This window comes from Paenibacillus macerans (assembly GCF_050565405.1).
Taxonomy (GTDB): domain Bacteria; phylum Bacillota; class Bacilli; order Paenibacillales; family Paenibacillaceae; genus Fontibacillus; species Fontibacillus macerans_B.
This window is the reverse complement of the sequence record NZ_JBNYYG010000012.1, coordinates 1-17,958: the sequence shown is the minus strand read 5'-3', so window position 1 is coordinate 17,958 and position 17,958 is coordinate 1. Positions and strand designations below refer to the sequence as shown.

General features: G+C 53.3%; 20 protein-coding genes. All 20 read right to left on the bottom strand.

Features of this window, described 5'->3' with window-relative positions; translation table 11 throughout:
- Positions 1-207 precede the first annotated feature (207 nt).
- Positions 208-1,659: a proline--tRNA ligase gene (gene proS / locus ACQ4N8_RS10105; RefSeq protein ID WP_430704231.1), complete on the bottom strand. Its 1,452-nt coding sequence runs from the start codon at positions 1,657-1,659 to the stop codon at positions 208-210.
- A gap of 76 nt (positions 1,660-1,735) precedes the next feature.
- Positions 1,736-3,010: an RIP metalloprotease RseP gene (rseP, locus tag ACQ4N8_RS10100; protein ID WP_430704230.1), complete on the bottom strand. Its 1,275-nt coding sequence runs from the start codon at positions 3,008-3,010 to the stop codon at positions 1,736-1,738.
- 292 nt (positions 3,011-3,302) lie between these two features.
- Positions 3,303-4,442, bottom strand: a complete 1,140-nt coding sequence (locus ACQ4N8_RS10095; protein ID WP_430704229.1) for a 1-deoxy-D-xylulose-5-phosphate reductoisomerase — start codon at positions 4,440-4,442, stop codon at positions 3,303-3,305.
- A gap of 48 nt (positions 4,443-4,490) precedes the next feature.
- The gene (locus ACQ4N8_RS10090; RefSeq protein WP_430704228.1) at positions 4,491-5,288 is read right to left on the bottom strand and encodes a phosphatidate cytidylyltransferase; all 798 of its coding nucleotides are present in this window, start codon (positions 5,286-5,288) and stop codon (positions 4,491-4,493) included.
- 19 nt (positions 5,289-5,307) lie between these two features.
- Positions 5,308-6,069, bottom strand: a complete 762-nt coding sequence (locus ACQ4N8_RS10085; protein ID WP_430704227.1) for an isoprenyl transferase — start codon at positions 6,067-6,069, stop codon at positions 5,308-5,310.
- Between the two features lie 71 nt (positions 6,070-6,140).
- Positions 6,141-6,695: a ribosome recycling factor gene (gene frr, locus ACQ4N8_RS10080; protein WP_430704226.1), complete on the bottom strand. Its 555-nt coding sequence runs from the start codon at positions 6,693-6,695 to the stop codon at positions 6,141-6,143.
- A complete protein-coding gene (gene pyrH, locus ACQ4N8_RS10075) occupies positions 6,695-7,423 on the bottom strand; it encodes a UMP kinase (protein ID WP_430704225.1) in 729 nt (242 codons plus the stop codon). The genes frr and pyrH overlap by 1 nt, the downstream gene beginning before the upstream one ends.
- A gap of 99 nt (positions 7,424-7,522) precedes the next feature.
- A complete protein-coding gene (gene tsf / locus ACQ4N8_RS10070; protein WP_430704224.1) occupies positions 7,523-8,173 on the bottom strand; it encodes a translation elongation factor Ts in 651 nt (216 codons plus the stop codon).
- Between the two features lie 118 nt (positions 8,174-8,291).
- Positions 8,292-8,990, bottom strand: coding sequence for a 30S ribosomal protein S2 (gene rpsB, locus ACQ4N8_RS10065; RefSeq protein WP_430704223.1), 699 nt, complete (start codon positions 8,988-8,990; stop codon positions 8,292-8,294).
- Positions 8,991-9,219: 229 nt separating this feature from the next.
- Positions 9,220-9,834, bottom strand: coding sequence for a hypothetical protein (locus ACQ4N8_RS10060; protein WP_430704222.1), 615 nt, complete (start codon positions 9,832-9,834; stop codon positions 9,220-9,222).
- Positions 9,831-10,436 (bottom strand): hypothetical protein, encoded by a 606-nt coding sequence (locus ACQ4N8_RS10055; RefSeq protein ID WP_430704221.1) that lies wholly within the window; start codon positions 10,434-10,436, stop codon positions 9,831-9,833. The genes ACQ4N8_RS10060 and ACQ4N8_RS10055 overlap by 4 nt, the downstream gene beginning before the upstream one ends.
- A 71-nt stretch (positions 10,437-10,507) precedes the next feature.
- Positions 10,508-10,828, bottom strand: a complete 321-nt coding sequence (locus tag ACQ4N8_RS10050; RefSeq protein ID WP_430704220.1) for a hypothetical protein — start codon at positions 10,826-10,828, stop codon at positions 10,508-10,510.
- A gap of 69 nt (positions 10,829-10,897) precedes the next feature.
- Complete coding sequence (locus tag ACQ4N8_RS10045) at positions 10,898-12,331, bottom strand: DUF342 domain-containing protein (RefSeq protein ID WP_430704219.1); 1,434 nt, start codon at positions 12,329-12,331, stop codon at positions 10,898-10,900.
- 20 nt (positions 12,332-12,351) lie between these two features.
- A complete protein-coding gene (locus ACQ4N8_RS10040; protein WP_430704218.1) occupies positions 12,352-13,140 on the bottom strand; it encodes a FliA/WhiG family RNA polymerase sigma factor in 789 nt (262 codons plus the stop codon).
- A gap of 16 nt (positions 13,141-13,156) precedes the next feature.
- Positions 13,157-13,579, bottom strand: a complete 423-nt coding sequence (locus ACQ4N8_RS10035; protein ID WP_430704217.1) for a hypothetical protein — start codon at positions 13,577-13,579, stop codon at positions 13,157-13,159.
- A gap of 2 nt (positions 13,580-13,581) precedes the next feature.
- Entirely contained in the window at positions 13,582-14,079 is a 498-nt protein-coding gene (locus tag ACQ4N8_RS10030) for a chemotaxis protein CheD (protein ID WP_430704216.1), read from the bottom strand.
- Complete coding sequence (locus tag ACQ4N8_RS10025) at positions 14,069-14,665, bottom strand: chemotaxis protein CheC (protein WP_430704316.1); 597 nt, start codon at positions 14,663-14,665, stop codon at positions 14,069-14,071. Before ACQ4N8_RS10025 ends, ACQ4N8_RS10030 begins: the two co-directional genes overlap by 11 nt.
- Before the next feature lie 37 nt (positions 14,666-14,702).
- Entirely contained in the window at positions 14,703-15,164 is a 462-nt protein-coding gene (locus ACQ4N8_RS10020; RefSeq protein WP_430704215.1) for a chemotaxis protein CheW, read from the bottom strand.
- A 32-nt stretch (positions 15,165-15,196) separates the two neighbouring features.
- Positions 15,197-17,272 carry a chemotaxis protein CheW gene (locus ACQ4N8_RS10015; protein WP_430704214.1) on the bottom strand — a complete coding sequence of 692 codons (2,076 nt, stop codon included), beginning with the start codon at positions 17,270-17,272 and terminating at the stop codon, positions 15,197-15,199.
- A 28-nt stretch (positions 17,273-17,300) separates the two neighbouring features.
- Positions 17,301-17,958, bottom strand: a 658-nt coding sequence (locus ACQ4N8_RS10010) for a CheB methylesterase domain-containing protein (protein ID WP_430704213.1), incomplete at its 5' end; no start/stop codon positions are given.

The following is a 17,958-nucleotide window of genomic DNA, read 5'->3' as shown; positions in this document are numbered from 1 at the left end:
AGTCGAATTTTGATCACGCCGCTGACCTTGAAACCTATTCGGTGCGGAATCCGACTTATAAACATGTAAAAAGCTTTCGGCGGTAAGCCGGCGGGCGCTTAAGCCTGCCGGCCGATGACTGCCGAAAGCCTCTTTGGCTGTGCCGTTTGCCCGCATTCCTAGTTCCCCTGTTGCAGCGGGACAAATGCACGTTGTCCGTCAACTGAATTAATAGGCTCTGGCAAAAACGACGGTATGTTTCGCTTTCTCCCCGCATACAAGGCATTTTTCCTTCGTGGATTGCGGATGGAACGGGATGTTTCGGCTGGTTGCCCCGGTTTCTTCCTTGACCTGGCGTTCGCAGGCTTCCGAACCGCACCAGCCGGCCAGGGTAAAGCCGCGTTTCTCTTCGATGCTGGCTTTCATTTCGTCGAGCGTATCCACGCTGTAAAAATGCTCCTCGCGGAACGCTTTCGCCCGCTCGTACATTTCTTGATGAACCTGCTCCAGCATCGTTTGGACTTCCTCCACCAGACACTCTTGCTCCACGACCTTCTTCTCGCCGCTGATGCGCGAGACAAGGACGCAAACGCCATTCTCCATATCGCGAGGCCCGAGCTCCAGACGGACCGGTACGCCGCGCATTTCGTATTCGTTAAACTTCCAGCCCGGACGCAGGTCAGCACGGTCGTCGATGCCTACGCGGATGCCGGCCTTCTTCAGTTCGGCAAACAGCTCGTCCGCTCTGCCCACAACCGCATCCCGGGTTTTCGGCGGGCCGATCGGAATGATCATGACCTGCTTCGGCGCCACCTTCGGCGGCAACGCCAACCCCCGGTCGTCCCCATGGACCATGATCAGCGAGCCGATCAACCGGGTGCTCACGCCCCAAGAGGTCGTATGTACATATTCGCGTACATTCTCGCGGTTCAAATATTGGATATCGAACGCCGTAGCGAAGTTGGTGCCCAGGTAATGGGAGGTGCCCGCCTGAACCGCGCGGCCGTCCTTCATCATGGCTTCGATGGAAAACGTGTCCACTGCGCCGGCGAATTTCTCGGAAGGCGTTTTTTGCCCGACGATAACCGGAATCGCCAAGTAATTTTCCACGAAATCGCGGTAGATTTCCAGCATTCGCATCGTTTCTTCACGGGCTTCCTGCTCGTTTTCATGCGCGGTATGGCCTTCCTGCCACAGGAATTCGCTCGTGCGAAGGAACGGCAGGGTGCGTTTTTCCCAACGGACGACGTTGGCCCACTGGTTGATCAGCACCGGCAAATCCCGGTAGGATTGGATCCATTTCTCGTACATGTGCCCGATCATCGTTTCGGACGTCGGACGGATCGCAAGACGCTCCTCCAGCTTCTCGCCGGCGGCTTCGGTTACCCACGGCAACTCCGGGTTAAAACCCTCGACGTGCTCCTTCTCCTTTTGGAAAAAGCTCTCCGGAATAAACAGCGGGAAATAGGCGTTACGATGGCCGGTTTCTTTAAACCGGCGATCCAGCTCCGCCTGGATATGCTCCCAAATTTCATAGCCGTCCGGCTTGAACACGATGCAGCCGCGAACCGGCGAATAATCCATCAGATCCGCTTTTTTGATGACGTCGATGTACCAGCGGGAAAAATCCTCTCCCTGCGGGGTAATCTCCGTGACGAATTGTTTCTCCTCGTTTGCCATATGAACCTTTGTCCTCCCGTTAAAAAAACACAAGTTTAATGTTACGCGCTTAAGGTTACGGCGATCCCCGAAGGGATCAACCATGGATCAAGCGCAAAATATCGTTATAGGTCACCGCGATCATCAGCAGGAACAACATCGCAAAACCGATGAAATGCACCATGCCTTCGCGGTTCGGATCGATCGGCTTGCCGCGCAGGGCTTCCACGCCCAGGAAAATCAAGCGGCTTCCGTCCAAAGCCGGAATCGGCAGCAGGTTAAATATCCCCAGATACAAGCTCAATATCGCTGCCCAATAAGTCAACTGAACGATCCCCTGCTTGGCGATTTGTCCCGTCACTTCAAACGTGCGTACCGGGCCGCCCAAATCATCCATGGAGAATTGGTTGATCAGCTGCTGGAAACCGAGGAAAATGGCTTTGGACATGCCGACCATTTCCTGCCCGGCAACCTGGAAGGTTTCGCCGAACGAAGCGCTGCGCGTCGGGTAGAAGGTAATGATCGTACTCCCTACTTTGCCAGCCTCGTCATCGGCTCCCTGCGGCGTAATCGTAACGGATAACGTCTCTTCGCCGCGTTTGACCGTCCATTCCATCGGTTTATTCTTCGAAGCTTGAATCATTTCGATCATTTTATTCGCATCGGTGCCTACCGGTTGACCATTGATCGTTTCGATAATATCGCCGGTACGCAGGCCCACTTCCTCGGCCGGCATCCCCGCCATGACCTCGCCGATCTGCAAATGGCTGGGCTGCTCCAGCGGAATTCCCGCCATTTGCGTATGCAGCGCGAACAGCACGAACGCAAGAATAAAGTTCATCAGCGGTCCGGCAAATATCGATAGCGCGCGCTGCCCTACCGTTTTGCTGCCGTACTGCCGGTCTTTCGGCGCGATTTGCGTTTCTTTGCCCTTAGTCACCATCATCGCTTGCGGATGCACGCGATAGTTCAACACCTCGCCATCCACATCCAGACGAACCGCGAGATCATTCTCCAGGTCGATATGCTGCACTTCGCCGCGGATCACGTTTTTACGGCTGTCCAGACGGTCCAGGTAAATTTTCCGCACCTGATCGTTGTCCAAACGCAGCGCAACGGTTTGTCCGACGGCGATCTGGATCAGCTCCGGATCTTCGCCCGCCATTCGCGCATATCCGCCGAAGGGAAGCAAACGCAAGGTAAATTGGGTTTCGTCCCGTTTAAAAGACAACAGCTTGGGTCCAAAACCGATGGCGAACTCCCGCACCAAAATACCTGCGCGCTTCGCAAAGAAATAATGTCCCCATTCATGCACCGTAACGATGACGAAAAACATGAGCACCGTCAAAAATATGATTCTTAGCATTTCCAAGCGTAAGCATCCTCCTTTGGGCCACGGATCGTCCAACGTTCCTATAGATTAATATATTCTCCGATCAGGCACAAGAGAATACCGTCACCTCCAGCTTTTGATCACGAAGTGAATCAATGAAGTTTATTCGACATCGAATCTTGAATTCAGCGGGTCTAGCGTATGCTTCCGAAGCATGTTTCCTGCGGAAACATTTCAGTTGCTCACGTAGGATTCACCTACGCTGCGCTACTCAGCCCCTAGCTTCATCCAACCTTCTCGGTGCCGAAAAGCTGACTCTTTTGATCACTTATTACAGTGTTTCGGCCAACTCCCTTGCCCAGCGGTCAGCCTCGCGGATCGTACCCAGATCGGGCTTGGGCTGTGCCACATGCTTGGACAAGGCCGTTTCTAGGATCGTCTCGATCTGCAAGAACGGAATGTTGCCTTTCAGAAAGCGGGCGACGGCTACTTCGTTGGCGGCATTGTACACACTGGTTGCCGTACCACCTATTTTACCACATTCGAAGGCCAGTCTTAAACAAGGGAACCGCTCGAAATCCATTTCCCGAAAATGCAGCTTCCCGACCTCCGCCAGCGACAAGCGTTTCGCCCCCAGTGTCCAGCGATGCGGATAGGATAGCGCGTATTGGATCGGAATGCGCATGTCCGGTGTTCCCAACTGGGCAATGACGCTTCCGTCACGATATTCAACGAAAGAGTGGATGATGCTCTCCGGGTGCAGCAAAACCCCGATTTGCTCGAAAGGAAGTCCAAACAGCCAATGGGCCTCGATCACTTCCAATCCTTTGTTGACCATCGTGGCCGAATCGATCGTTACCTTGGCCCCCATCGTCCAGTTGGGATGCTTTAAGGCATCCTCGACCGTGACATGCCGCAGCTCCTCGCGAGTCAAATCCCGAAACGATCCCCCCGAAGCGGTCAGCGTAATCTGCTGCACTTCGTCGGCATGCTCCCCGTTCAGGCATTGAAAAATCGCGGAGTGCTCGCTGTCGACCGGAAGCAGCGCTACGCCCTTCTGACGGGCCAGATCCGTCACCAGATGGCCGGCTGTCACCAGCGTCTCCTTGTTGGCCAAAGCGATGTGCTTGCCTTCCCCGATCGCTGCCAATGTCGCCGGAAGCCCTGCGCTGCCCACGATCGCGGTTACGACCGTATCGGCCGCGGTACCTGCGGCCACTTCAATAAGCCCTTGCTCGCCGTAAAACAGTTCTACGCCCTCAGGCAGCTGGGGCTTGATCCGGTCCGCCAATTCCTTCGTGGCTACCGAGGCCTTTCGGGGCCGAAACTCGTTGACTTGCTGCGCAAACAGCTCGATGTTGCTTCCCGCGGAAAGCCCTTCGACCCGAAACTGCTCAGGGTGTTCGCGCACGACGTCCAGCGTTTGCTTACCGATCGATCCGGTCGATCCGATCAACGCTATTTTTTTCATCTCGCACCTCGTGTTTATCAAATTTCGGTAGTTGTTCCTGCGATCGCGTCAAAAGCCATTGAACAGGATATGTATGAACGGGAATACCGCGATCCAACTATCGCAACGGTCCAGAATCCCTCCGTGGCCGGGCAGCAGCTTGCCCGAATCCTTGATCCCGTAAACGCGTTTGTATGCCGACTGGATCAAATCGCCGAACTGTCCCACTACGGCGGCGGAAATGCCGATCAAAACGGCTCGTCCTAACGTTAACAATCCGCCTGATGCCAAGGCGAAAAGAATAGAGACCACAACGGCCATCACGACGCCGCCCAGCGCGCCTTCCACGGTTTTGTTCGGGCTGATTGCCGGCCAAAGCTTGTTTTTGCCGAAACGCCGCCCGGTGAAATAAGCGCCGGCGTCGCTGCTCCAAATCGCGGACAACAAGAGGAACGTCCAAAACAAACCATGCCCGTCCGGCGTGCTGCGCGTTTCCGCAATCGACGCAAATCCAATACCGATATAAACGACGCCCAAAAACAAAAGCGCCATCTGTCCGATCGGCTTCTCATTCTTGGAAATGACCGTGACGGCTAAAAATAGCAGCATGAATAGCCATAACAGCGCAGTCGCATCCAGCGGCCTTGCGAGATCCAGCAGCTTCCACGGAAAGGCGAGATACAACACGCCCAAATAGCCCAAAATGGCGGTGCCTCCAAAGGCCGGCAGCTTGGTCATGCGGACGAATTCATAGTATCCGATCAGAGCCATAATTAAGATAAGTACATGATAGGTCAATCCGCCCAACCAGCACATTCCGAGGAAAAAGCCGCCGGCGATGATGCCCGTAATCAACCGCTGTTTCACCAGTCTACACCTTCCATCGCTAGGTTAATCCGCCGTACCGCCGCGTACGCCGCTGATACTCCGCCACCGCTTCCGTTAAATGCTCTTTCCCGAAATCGGGCCAATAGATCTCCGTGAACCACAGTTCGCTATAAGCCGTCTGCCAGAGCATGAAATTGCTTAGCCGCAGCTCTCCGCTCGTCCGGATCAGCAAATCCGGCTCCGGCAAGCCTGCGGACAGCAGACGGGACTCTATCGTGTCGGCGGTAATCTCCTCGACCGTGAGCTTCCCATCCTGCACCTGGCGGGCGATATCCTTGACACATTCGGTTAATTCGCGGCGGCTCCCGTAATTCAGGGCAAAGTTTAATATCAGGCCGGTATTGTGTTTCGTTCGCTCAATAGCTTCTTTCATCGCGGCAATCGTATGCCGGGGCAGTTCGTCCGTATGTCCCATCATGCGTACCTGCACGTTTTTTTCGATCAATTCTTCCAATTCAATCGCCAAGAACTCCTGCGGGAGCGACATTAGAAAATCAACCTCATCCTTCGGCCGTTTCCAATTTTCCGTCGAGAAAGCATATAGCGTCAAAACGGAAATGCCAAGTTCGTCAGCCGCGATCGTCGCTCGTTTCACGGCTTTCATCCCCGTTCGATGGCCGACAATGCGCGGTAAACCCAGCCTGCGTGCCCAACGCCCGTTGCCGTCCATAATGATGGCGACATGCTTCGGAATGTTGTCAGGAGACAAACTTACGGATGCTGGACGCTTCTTTTTTTTCCACCAGGGTTGATTGATCATTCCTTTTCCTCCAGCCGATGATGAAAAAGAGACAAAACCCCACCGTAAAAGGAGGGGCCGCAATATGTCTCTTAAACTTCCATAATCTCTTTCTCTTTCGCGGCAAGAACCTTATCCACTTCCGCGATAAACTTATCCGTCGTTTTCTGGATATCCTCTTGATGCCGGCGTGATTCGTCTTCGGAAATATCCGTTTTCTCCAGCTTCTTGATATCGTCGTTGGCATCGCGTCGAATGTTGCGGATCGCCACCTTCGCTTCTTCGCCGAATTTCTTCGTCATCTTCACGAGCTCGACCCGGCGTTCTTCCGTCAAGGCCGGAATCGACAAGCGAATCGATGTCCCGTCGTTCGCCGGGGTCAATCCGAGGTCGGATTTTTGAATCGCCCGTTCAATGTCCGACAGCGACGATTTGTCCCATGGCTGGATCATCAACGTCCGGGAATCCGGCGTGTTGATGTTGGCCAGCTGGCCTACCGGCGTCGGTGAACCATAATAATCAACCTGGATGCGATCAAGCAGCGAAGGCGTCGCTCTTCCGGCACGCAGCGTCGAAAGATCTCTTTTCAGCGCCTGAATCGCTTTGTCCATGCGTTCCTCGGCATGTTTCTTAATCGTTTGCGGCATTAATCTACACTCCCTTTGACGATCGTCCCGATTTTCTCACCGAGAACGACGCGCTTAATGTTCCCTTGTTCGGTTATGGCAAAAACGATCAGCGGAATGTCATTGTCCATGCACAGCGAGGAAGCCGTCGAGTCCATGACACCCAGGTTTTTGTTAAGCACTTCCAAATACGTGAGGGATTCATACTTCACAGCGCTCGGATCGACGAACGGATCAGCGGAATAGACGCCATCGACTTTATTCTTCGCCATCAGGATGACCTCAGCTTCGATCTCGGCGGCGCGAAGCGCAGCCGTCGTATCCGTGGAGAAGAACGGATTGCCCGTGCCGGCCGCGAATATCACGACCCGGCCTTTCTCCAGGTGGCGAATCGCCCGGCGCCGTATGTACGGTTCGGCGATTTGCTGCATGGCAATCGAGGTTTGTACCCGGGTAGGCACCTCGATTTGCTCCAGCGCATCCTGCAGCGCCAGCGAGTTCATGACCGTCGCAAGCATTCCCATATAATCCGCGGTTGCGCGGTCAATGCCCTTGGCGCTGCCCGCAATGCCCCGCCAAATGTTGCCGCCGCCGCAAACGATGGCAACCTGAACCCCAAGCTCCACCACTTCCTTCACCTGCTGGGCGATCGATGCGATCGTCTCGGCGTCGATGCCGTATCCGTTTTGACCGGATAATGACTCGCCGCTGACCTTTAAGACAACACGTTTAAACACTGGCTGTTCCAAATGTATACCTCCACCTTGAACTCATTCACAGACCATCAGGTTAAAAAAGAAGGAACACGGCGTGTTCCAACTTTCGTTGCATCTATATCATGCTGTTGCTTAATTGTTCACTTGAGACATAACTTCTTCGACGAAATTGTCTACTTTTTTCTCCAAGCCTTCGCCCAGCTCGTAACGAACGAAGCGACGGATGCTAATGTTTTCCCCGATCGTGCTGATTTTTTCGCTCAGCAGTTGGGAAATCGTTTTGTCCGGATCTTTAACGAAAGCTTGTTCCATCAAGCAGAACTCTTCGTAGTATTTGCCGATGCGGCCTTCGACCATTTTCTCCACGATTTTTTCCGGTTTTCCTTCATTCAAGGCTTGAGCTTTCAGGATTTCTTTTTCTTTCTCCAGCTCTTCGGTTGGCACTTCTTCGCGGCGAACGTAACGCGGGCTCATAGCCGCAATGTGCATCGCGATATCGCGAGCAAATTCTTTGAATTGTTCGTTTTTGGCCACGAAGTCCGTTTCGCTGTTGATCTCAACCAAAACACCGATGCGGCCCCCTGCGTGGATGTAAGACTCTACTAAGCCTTCCGTAGCGATACGGCCCGCTTTGTTGGCGGCGGCGGCCAGGCCTTTTTCGCGCAGCAGTTCAGCCGCTTTCGTCAGGTCTCCATTTGCTTCCTCAAGCGCTTTTTTGCAATCCAACATACCTGCGCCCGTTTTTTCACGTAGTTCTTTGACCGATTTAGCATCTACAGCCATGTTAATATTCCCTCCATATCAAATATAAGAAGCCTTTAAAAAAAGGGCAGTGAGAGGTTTGACACCTACCAACCACCCTTTTTCATTTAATTTATCGTTTTACGCTTGGATGCAGCGATTAAGCCGTTGTTTGCTCGCCTTGGTTCGCTTCGATTACGGCATCCGCCATTTTACCGGTCAACAGTTTTACCGCGCGAATCGCGTCGTCGTTGCCTGGAATAACGTAGTCGATTTCGTCCGGGTCGCAGTTCGTATCAACGATACCAACGATTGGGATACCCAATTTGCGGGCTTCAGCTACCGCAATGCGCTCTTTGCGAGGATCGATGATGAACAAGGCGCTTGGCAGGCCTTTCATGTTCTTGATCCCGCCCAGGAATTTCTCAAGACGTTCTTTCTCTTTGCGAAGAATGATAACTTCTTTCTTCGGCAATACGGTGAACGTGCCGTCCTCTTCCCAAGTTTCCAGCTGTTTCAAGCGGTCGATCCGCTTTTGGATCGTTTGGAAGTTGGTTAGCGTGCCGCCCAGCCAACGCTGGTTAATGTAGAATTGACCCGCGCGCTCAGCTTCTTCTTTCACGGAATCTTGAGCTTGTTTCTTCGTGCCTACGAACAGAACGGTTCCATTCTCTTCCGCAACGCTTTTTACGAAGTTATAAGCCTCTTCCACTTTCTTGACCGTTTTTTGCAGGTCGATAATGTAAATGCCGTTTCTTTCAGTGAAGATATAACGATCCATTTTCGGGTTCCAACGACGAGTCTGGTGACCGAAGTGAACGCCTGCTTCAAGCAGTTGTTTCATGGAGATTACTGCCATCTTCACGCACCTCCTAAGTTTGGTTTTATTGTGATGCTTCCTCCGCAGGTTTCATTTCCCGCCAAGACTCGCTTGCTGTTGAAGTGAGCACCCTCGACGAAATCATCCTGCGTGCGTTATAACACCGTCAATTACTATACCATAAGTAAAATGGGGATGCAACCGAAGTTTCGCGCAATTTCGCGGGCATGAAAAAAAGGCGCCTGAAGGTGCCTTATCTCGTGCTCTTTTAGTTTCCCGACGCTTTCGGCGTGATCTTCGAGATGATCGAGTCGTAATCTTCGCCTTCGCGGAAAGTGTACGTTCCTGCACGTACCTTGTAGTTGATTTTTTTCGCGACCGCCGTTTTTAGAAAAGCTTCTTTATCCGCGATCACGCCAGCTAGCTGCAAACCTTCAGCTACGCCATTCAGCGTGGTGCCGTCGACGATCTTGTACTCGACCGCAACCGGCTGGGGCTCAGCCGGCTCCCGAGGCGAATTCGTTTTGCCCGTATTGGCATCGGAAATCGGTTTCCCCTCCCCGTTATCCGGTTGGGCCGGAGAGTCCGGGGTTTTGGGCTTATCCGGCTGCTGCGGGGAAGCCGGGCTTGACGGTTGTCCCGCGGCCCCATCATCCGGCAAGCCGGTTTCCTGGCCGGAACGCTCCAGCCACTCCTGTTCCGTCAAGAGCTCCTGATCCCCTTCTACGACCTTTAGGCCAACTTGCTCGGCGGCTTGCTGAATCTGCTCCTTGGTATACAACGCCTTTCCGCTGCCTTGACCAATCAGCATAACCTGCAGCAGCAACGCTCCGGCAATGAGTCCGCAGCCGAGGCCCAGCATGAAATGACGATTTTTCATCATCGGGACTCCTCCTTCTTGGCCAGCTGCAAAATCAGTTGCACCTCGCCCCGCTGAAGCCCGACCGCTTTGGCGATCATATCGATCGATTTTCCTTTGTCGTACCATTCAAACAACTCCGGATATCTGTCACGGACATGCTCCTGGTCAGACTCCTGTTCCGTCGGCTGCGGATCCCCCTCCAAAACAACGAGTTCGGGTTCTACAGTTTGCTTCTCTACGGCTGAATCCGTCGGCAAGACCCGCTCCGCAGCAACGGTCAGCATGGACTTCTCTCCGATTAATGCTTCCAGGCTTCCCAAACGGGATTCGCTTTGCCGTGCGGAGATCTCCGCTTCCCCCAAACGTTGGCGCAGCTCCGTAATCTGCTCCTGCTGGGCCAACTGTTTAGTGGAGAAGTCTTGCTTCATCTGCGACACTAAAGCGATGAGCTCCTCGTTTTCTTTTTCGATTTCCGACATGTACTGCTCCAGGGTGGCTTCAAGGTCTCTGGCCGTATCGGTTTTGGAATTCGCCGCGGATTGGCGTCCCGGAAGCAGCAGCGCATACACCAGAGCCGCCGCTCCCAGCAATACTATGTAGAACCAAGGATCTCCGAATGACAATGTAATCCTCACCTTTTGCTGTTAAATTTGCTGCGAGACCAAAAGCCGGCCCATCCTGACCTTTGATATAATTACAAACTGAGGTCGATGTGCCGTCCTTTATAAGGATGTTCCGCCAAATGTTCCTGTTCTTGCTCACCAGGTTTGTCTCCGGAGTGGTGCTGTTCCTGCTCCTCGGCGAAGGAACCATTTCCTTCCCGCCTTACGGTCGTATTATGGGCGCTCTCGTTTACTCCGGCACTGCGCCGGCGCTCTATCTCGCTGCCTTTGACGGTTTGTACCGACAGAAGACTTTGATCGATAAGAGGGCGATGCTGCTGATCATGTTGAACACGTCCCGCCTCGCTGGTCCGAGGGACCGCGATTTGCATTTCCACGGATTTCATATTCATGGGATCACCTCATCCAAATGAAGGACATGGATAAACGTAATACGTACTCTTGTCCTGTGAGTGCCGATTCTAGATGTAAGCCGACATGGAAATATCCCCTTCACTATAGTAAAAAGACATTCGCGAGATGGGCTCTTTAATGTATTTGGTATAACGTCCGATGACAATTTTGGAACCGCCGTAGATCATTTTCAGCACATCGACCCTTGCTTTGCCGGTATCCTCCAGCGCCTTTTCGATCGACAGCATCCGTTCCTTCATTAAATTAAGCTCTTGCAGGTTCGATTTCTTCGTCATATTCAATTTAGAACGCATCTCCACCTTATCCGGCGGAAGCTTGCCCATCGAAGCCAGCTGGTCCAGCAGCGTCAGCGCTTTTTCGGTCTTGTCCATATTGGCGAGCTGGTCCTTCACTTGTTGGCGCAGCTCCTGCAGTTCGTTCCGCAGTTCCGGAAGCGCCCCTACTTCTATGGAGGTCGTCGTCGACATCGAATTACCGATAATGCGGGCGGTGACTTTTTCCCCGGCCTGGATGTTGCCCCCGACGATCAACCCTTTGGCACCGCTGCAGATCACGTCCCTGCCGGCACGAATGTTGGAATGCATGATGCTCTGCGAAACGATGACGTCGTCTCCCGCCTGAACGTTGCCGTCTTGGATGAAGGAGCTTTTGACGTTATGACCCGCTTTGATCAATCCCTTGTTGTAACCGATGATGCCTCCGGTAATCTCGATGGAACCATCCGCAAACAGCTCGGCTCCTTCAACCCCGCCAACAACGCGAATGTCCCCGGCAGCACTGATTCTGAATCCCGTCAGTACATTACCGCGGACAACGACCGTTCCCACAAAATCGATATTCCCGATACTGTAATCCACATCCCCGTTAATCTCGTATACCGGGAACACATTCAGTTTGCCTTTGTCCGTTCGCGTCACAAGACCGTCGATCGCCGCATACATGGCGGTTTGCTCCGGATTGAGGACGACGTTCTTTCCGATCTTAAATCGAGCTTCCTTTCCCTCTTTGCAGGGAATCTGCTCTCCGGTGACAGCGGTTCCGGGACGCCCCGGCACAGGGGGGACGAGTTCGGCGATGATTTGGCCTTTCCGGATATTATTCAGCCGGGTGACATCTTTCAAATCAACCTTGCCGTCATCGGACTCCGTCGGCTTATGGTGGTTATCGTCATCGATGGCCATGGCATAGCGAATCATCCCGTTTTCCCCGTGGACCGGCTCCAGCCCCATCGCAACCGGTGTCTTGCTGAAAAAGTACTCCTTCGGGTTAGCCGCAAAACGTTTGACGATATCCTCCTGAATTCCGTATTTCAAGCCCTCGCTTTGAAGATAGAGCATCAGTTCGTCCGCCGTACAGGAAAAATCGTCTTCTTTCTTTAAGAACTGCAGGTAAGCTACGGTCTTATCGTCATTAATGGTAACGCTCAGGACATGCCTTAAATCATCTGGAAGCGCCACGAAGTCGTTCCTCCTTTCATCCATCCGCTCGTTAAAAAGTCCCGTCAGTCCTCACGCATCAGCAGATCCCGCTGCTTCTCAAGGCTGCCGCGAAGCCGCAAAATCGCTTTGGAATGAAGCTGTGAAATGCGCGAAGGCGAGAGAGACATCACCTCGGCGATCTCACTTAACGATAAATCCTCGTAATACAGCAGGGAGACGACCGTGCGTTCCTTTTCGGTCAATTTCTCGATTCCTTTGGCCAGCGAATCGCGCAAATAAAACTCCCTGACTTTATAATCCGGGTTTTTTGCCTTTTCGTCAACGAGTAAAGTGAGACGAGTCTCCGATTCTTCTTCGCGAATCGGATCTTCGAGGGAACAAAGCGTCATGACGGCCACTTCCTGGAGCATGCCTTGAAACTCTTTCTCACTAATATTTAAATAAGAGCTCATCTCGGAATCCGTGACAGAGCGGAGATATTGCTGCTCCAGTTGCTGGTAGCCTTCTTCGATTTTTTTGGCTTTCTCTCTCACGGATCGGGGAACCCAGTCACCCTGCCGCAAACCGTCCAAAATCGCCCCTCTCACTCGCCACGAAGCATAGGTTTCAAACTGAAGCCCCCGCTTGTAGTCGAACTTCTCGACCGCGTCGATCAACCCCATGACTCCATTGCTGGCGAGATCATCCTTGGAAACGTTTTTGGGCAGGCCGACGGCGAGACGTCCTGAAACATAGTCGACAATATGCAGATATTTCTCGATAAGTTGTTTCTTGGCCTCCAAATCGCCGTGTTCTTTCCACTTCTCCCAAACCTCGGCATAATTCAGAGTGGATGCCTTCCGCTCGATCAAATTGCCTTCACCCTCCTTATTGTTCTGTCAGGTGACGAATGACCTTAACCAGTTCTTCAGGATCTTTGTCGTCAGGTGTCTTTACTAATTTAGGCGGACTTAGAGGCGTAAATTGCATATCCTCTTCCGTTGAAACCGGAGACGGCTTCAGCAACTCGTTTAGTTGCTCGCTTTCCTCCGGCGTGGTCAAATCGAGGTTGCCGCCCTTTCCCTGCTCGGCAAGCAGGCCCTCATCCTGGATAGCCGTATGCCCGCTCGGCATTTCCCTCAGAAACCCGAGCATCCAGCCCGCCGCAAACGCCAGCGCAAACCAGACGGCAAAGGAAATCAGACCGCGTATAAAGCTGGTCATGAACAAATTGTTCCCCGCCGATGCGGCAAACGTGATCAGAAAACCGATAAAGCCGAGCAACAAGTAATATCGCAATTTTCCTGTCATGGCTACAATTCCTTTATCCCCATTTGTACGCTTCGAACATATAATATGCCTGTTTCGCTATCCAGCTCAATCGTTCGGCCATAGTTGCCGCCGGTATCTTCGGCCAATAGAGGAATCCCTAATTCGGACAGTTGGCTCTTGCAGGATTCCACGTTCCTTGGACCGATTCGCATCGAGTCTCCGGTGCCGGCAAACGAAAACATCTGCGATCCGCCGGCCATTTTGGCGACCAGGCGACGGGGCGCCGCTCCGATCGCCAGCAATCTCTCGTACAAAGCCGGAATGGCGGTGTCCGCATATTTAGCGATATTCAGCGTCCCTTCCCGGGCGATATCGGAAGAAGGCAGCATGACATGCGCAAGACCGGCTACTTTCAATTGCGGATCAAACATCGTCAACCCCACGCATGAGCCCAGCCCAGTTGTTCGTATCAATCCCTGCTGAGTAATGACATTCAACTCGGCCATGCCTACCTTAACAATCCGTTGTTCATCGATCATAATCGACCGGTACCCCAAGCGAGGCAAAAATTTTGGCGAATGAATCCGGATCCGGAATGAGGAAAAACTGTCCTTCTACCTCATGGTGTCCTTCAATAAAGGTGGTATCGATCAGCAGGGCGGAATCACCCATTTCACCAAACTGCAGGAGTCCGTAGCTCAGGATCGCTCCTGCCATATCCAGCGCCAGAGCCGGAACGGTAGGCGACATCGAAAGCGAAGTGAAATCGGCCAGCGAGGATAAATAGGACCCTGCCAAAATATTGCCGATTTCCGATAGCGCCGACCACTCCATCTCCGTGAAGCTGTCCTCGCTTTCTACGTGGATCCCGGCGAGGCGATGCAGCAGCTTCTTGGCCGCTTCGGGGCTAAGAATGAAAAACAGGTTGCCCGGGGCATCGCCCTCTACCCGGAAGAATACGGCCAATACCAGATTTTCGGCTCCTCCGACGCGATCCGCGATCGCATCAAACGGGAGCATTTGGACTTTAGGAACCGCCATATCGATCGGCTTGTCCAATAATTTGGAGAGCGCCGTAGCGGCGTTTCCCGCCCCGATATTGCCCACTTCCTTCAAAATATCCATTTTGAAATCTTCAAACCCTTTGAACACATCCACAGTATCAGCCCTCTAAGCTTTCCAATTGAATAATTTCCTTTCGGCTAAGCACTTCGGATAGGTTCAGCATGACTAGAAGGCGTTCTTCGGAAATCCGGGCCACCCCATGCAGATATTTTGCTTTGATGCCCCCCACCACATCCGGCGGCGAATCGATCAAATCGGAATCCAGATCGATGACGTCGTTGGCGGAGTCTACGATAAATCCGACTTCCATCTCGTTGGCGGAGACGATAATGATCCGGGTTTGATCCGTATGCTCGGCTTCCGGCAGACCGAAGCGTCCGCGCAAATCAATGACGGGAATAACGACGCCGCGAAGATTGATGACCCCTTTGACGAAGGAGAACGTTTTGGGTACGCGGGTAATCGGCATCATCCGTTCGATCGTTTGGACTTTATCCACCTCGATGCCGTATTCCTCATGCCCCAACTTAAAAACGATGACTTTCAATTCCTCTCCCATGTGAAAACCCTCCCTAGAGTTTGTAACTGGCCTTATTTAATGAAAGCATTGGGATCGATGATCAGCGCTACTTGGCCGTCTCCCAAAATCGTAGCCCCGGCGACCCCTTGCACGGACGGCAAGTACTTGCCCAGGTTCTTGATGACAATTTCGCTTTGCCCAATGAAATCCTCGACCGTGAGGGCAGCCATTCGGTCCCCTTTGCGGATGACGACGATTTCCGTCTCCTCTTCTTCGCTTTCCGAGAAACCCGGTATGTCAAACAGGTTAGCCAGCGACATCAGCGGAATATGCGTATCGCGGTAAGGAACCATCGTATATCCGTGAACCTCGCGAACCTGATCCCGTTTGATCAATCCGGTTTCGACGATCGAAGACAGCGGAATCGCATATTTCTCCGCTCCGACCTTGATCAGCATCGCCGATATGATCGACAAGGTTAAAGGAAGCTGAACCGAGAACTTGGTGCCCGAGCCGAGCCTGGATTCGACGGATACGACCCCGCTGAGCGATTCGATTTTGGATTTGACGACGTCCAGTCCGACGCCGCGGCCGGAAATGTCGGAGATAACCTCCGCCGTGCTAAAGCCCGGAGCGAACAGCAGCATATACACCTGCTCATCCGACATCAAAACGCCATCGCTTTCTTTGACGATTCCGTTTTTGATGGCTTTCTGCAATATTTTCTGGCGGTCAATCCCGTGCCCGTCATCTTCAATTTCGATAAATACGTGATTGCCGCTGTGGAAGGCGCGCAGTTGGACGGTTCCCGTCTCCGGTTTGCCTGCGGCGATACGTTCGGCCGTGGATTCTACTCCATGGTCAACGGCATTGCGCAGCAAATGCACGAGCGGATCGCCGATTTCGTCAATGACCGTACGGTCCAATTCCGTTTCCGCACCAACGATCACGAGATCGATTTTTTTATCCAGCGATTTGGCCAAATCGCGAACCATCCGCGGAAAACGGTTAAATACGGTATCGATCGGCACCATGCGAAGCTTCAAGACGATATTTTGCAAATCGCTGCCTACGCGGCTCATATGTTCTACCGTTTCCGTCAAATCCGCGCGTCTCACTTCATCCGCCAACTGCTCCAAGCGCGAACGGTCAATCAGCAGCTCGCTGAGCAAATTCATCAGCACGTCCAGTCGGTCGATATCGACCCGAATCGTACGGGAAGGAGAAGGTGCTCCGCCTCCGGTCCGCGCGCCGTTTTTGTTCTCGGCGGCCGAGCCCGCCTTGTCTGCCGGTGCTGCTGCCGATTTGTCAACAGAAGGAGCAGGCGGCGCTGCGGTCGCGGCCGTTTGCTTCACTCCAGCCGTCAGTTGGGCCAACGTTTCATGATCGAGCGCTGCCACTTGGGCCGAATCGATTTCAGACAGATTCATGATCATGCTTTGCATTTCGGCAGCTTCTTTTTGGGTTATGTAATAAAGCGAGAAACTGCGTTCAAACTTTTCTTGCTCAATGTCCTGTACCGAAGGAAAAGACTTGACGATTTCCCCGTAGCGCTCCAGCAGGTCGAAGACGAGATAGGCTCGAGCAGCCTTCAATTGGCAATCCTCACGGATGGCCACGTCGAGGTACATCACTTTATGGCCTTCGGCAATCGATTGCTCCAGCACGGAATACTGGTATTCGTCCAGTTGAATGGCCGTTGTCCCCGACGTTGCGGTCCCGGAAGCCGCCGGATGGCTTGCCGGCGTATTGCCCCCCCCTTGGAAGTCCCCACGCACGATTGATTGCAGCGAAGCGACGATCGCGCTGACGTCCGCTTTCCCTTCCCCGCCTTGCGTGATATCCTGAACCATCGATTGCAGGGCGTCCAAGCTTTTGAACAGCGTATCAAAAATAAACTCTTGCATTTTCAGTTTCTCGTTCCGCACCAGATCCAGCACGTTTTCCATCTGGTGCGTCAGCGACGACAAATCCTCGAATCCCATCGTCGCCGCCATGCCCTTCAGGGTATGCGCCGAGCGGAAGATCACCTGAACGATGCTGATATCGTCAGGGTTGCTCTCCAGCTCCAGCATTTTTTCGTTTAATGATTGCAAATGATCGTTCGACTCATCGATAAACATGGATAAATATTGGTTCATGTCCATGGTGAGGCACCTCCTCCAAGAGATTCCGTTATTTCACAACTTGTACAAGCTTGGGGCCGATTTCGTATAGCGGTAACACATGGCTGACGCATTTCAATTCGATTGCCGAGCGCGGCATTCCGAACACGACGCAGGTCTCTTCGCTCTCGGCAATGGTGGAAGTCACCCCAGCGTCATATAACCGCTTCATGACTTTCGCCCCGTCGCTGCCCATTCCCGTCAGCAGCACGATATGCCGCTTTAGCGCTTGCAGCGGGAGCAGCGATTCGTACAAGACGTCCACGGACGGCCTGTGCCCGTTGCAGGGCTCCTGCTTCGTCAGATGCGCGCGGTAACCGCCGACTGGGCCAGGCACGACGTTCAAATGGAAACCTCCCGGAGCAATGTAAGCCGTACCGCTTAGCAACTCCGCTCCTTCCTCCGCCTCAACGACGTTCAGCTCGCTTAAGCTGTTCAGTCGCTGGGCCAACGATTTGGTGAAATTCGGCGGCATATGCTGCACGATGACGATCGGTGCCGGAAAATCCCCCGGAATTTTCTCCAGTACAGCTTTCAGCGCCTTGGGACCGCCCGTGGAAGTACCGATGGCGACCAAATCGGTAAAGGATGCTTTCGGGCGGCCGTGCTCCGGCCGCCCGGCTTGCGCCGCGCCGCCGGCTGCGTCCCGGGCGGCGGCCTGGGCCCCG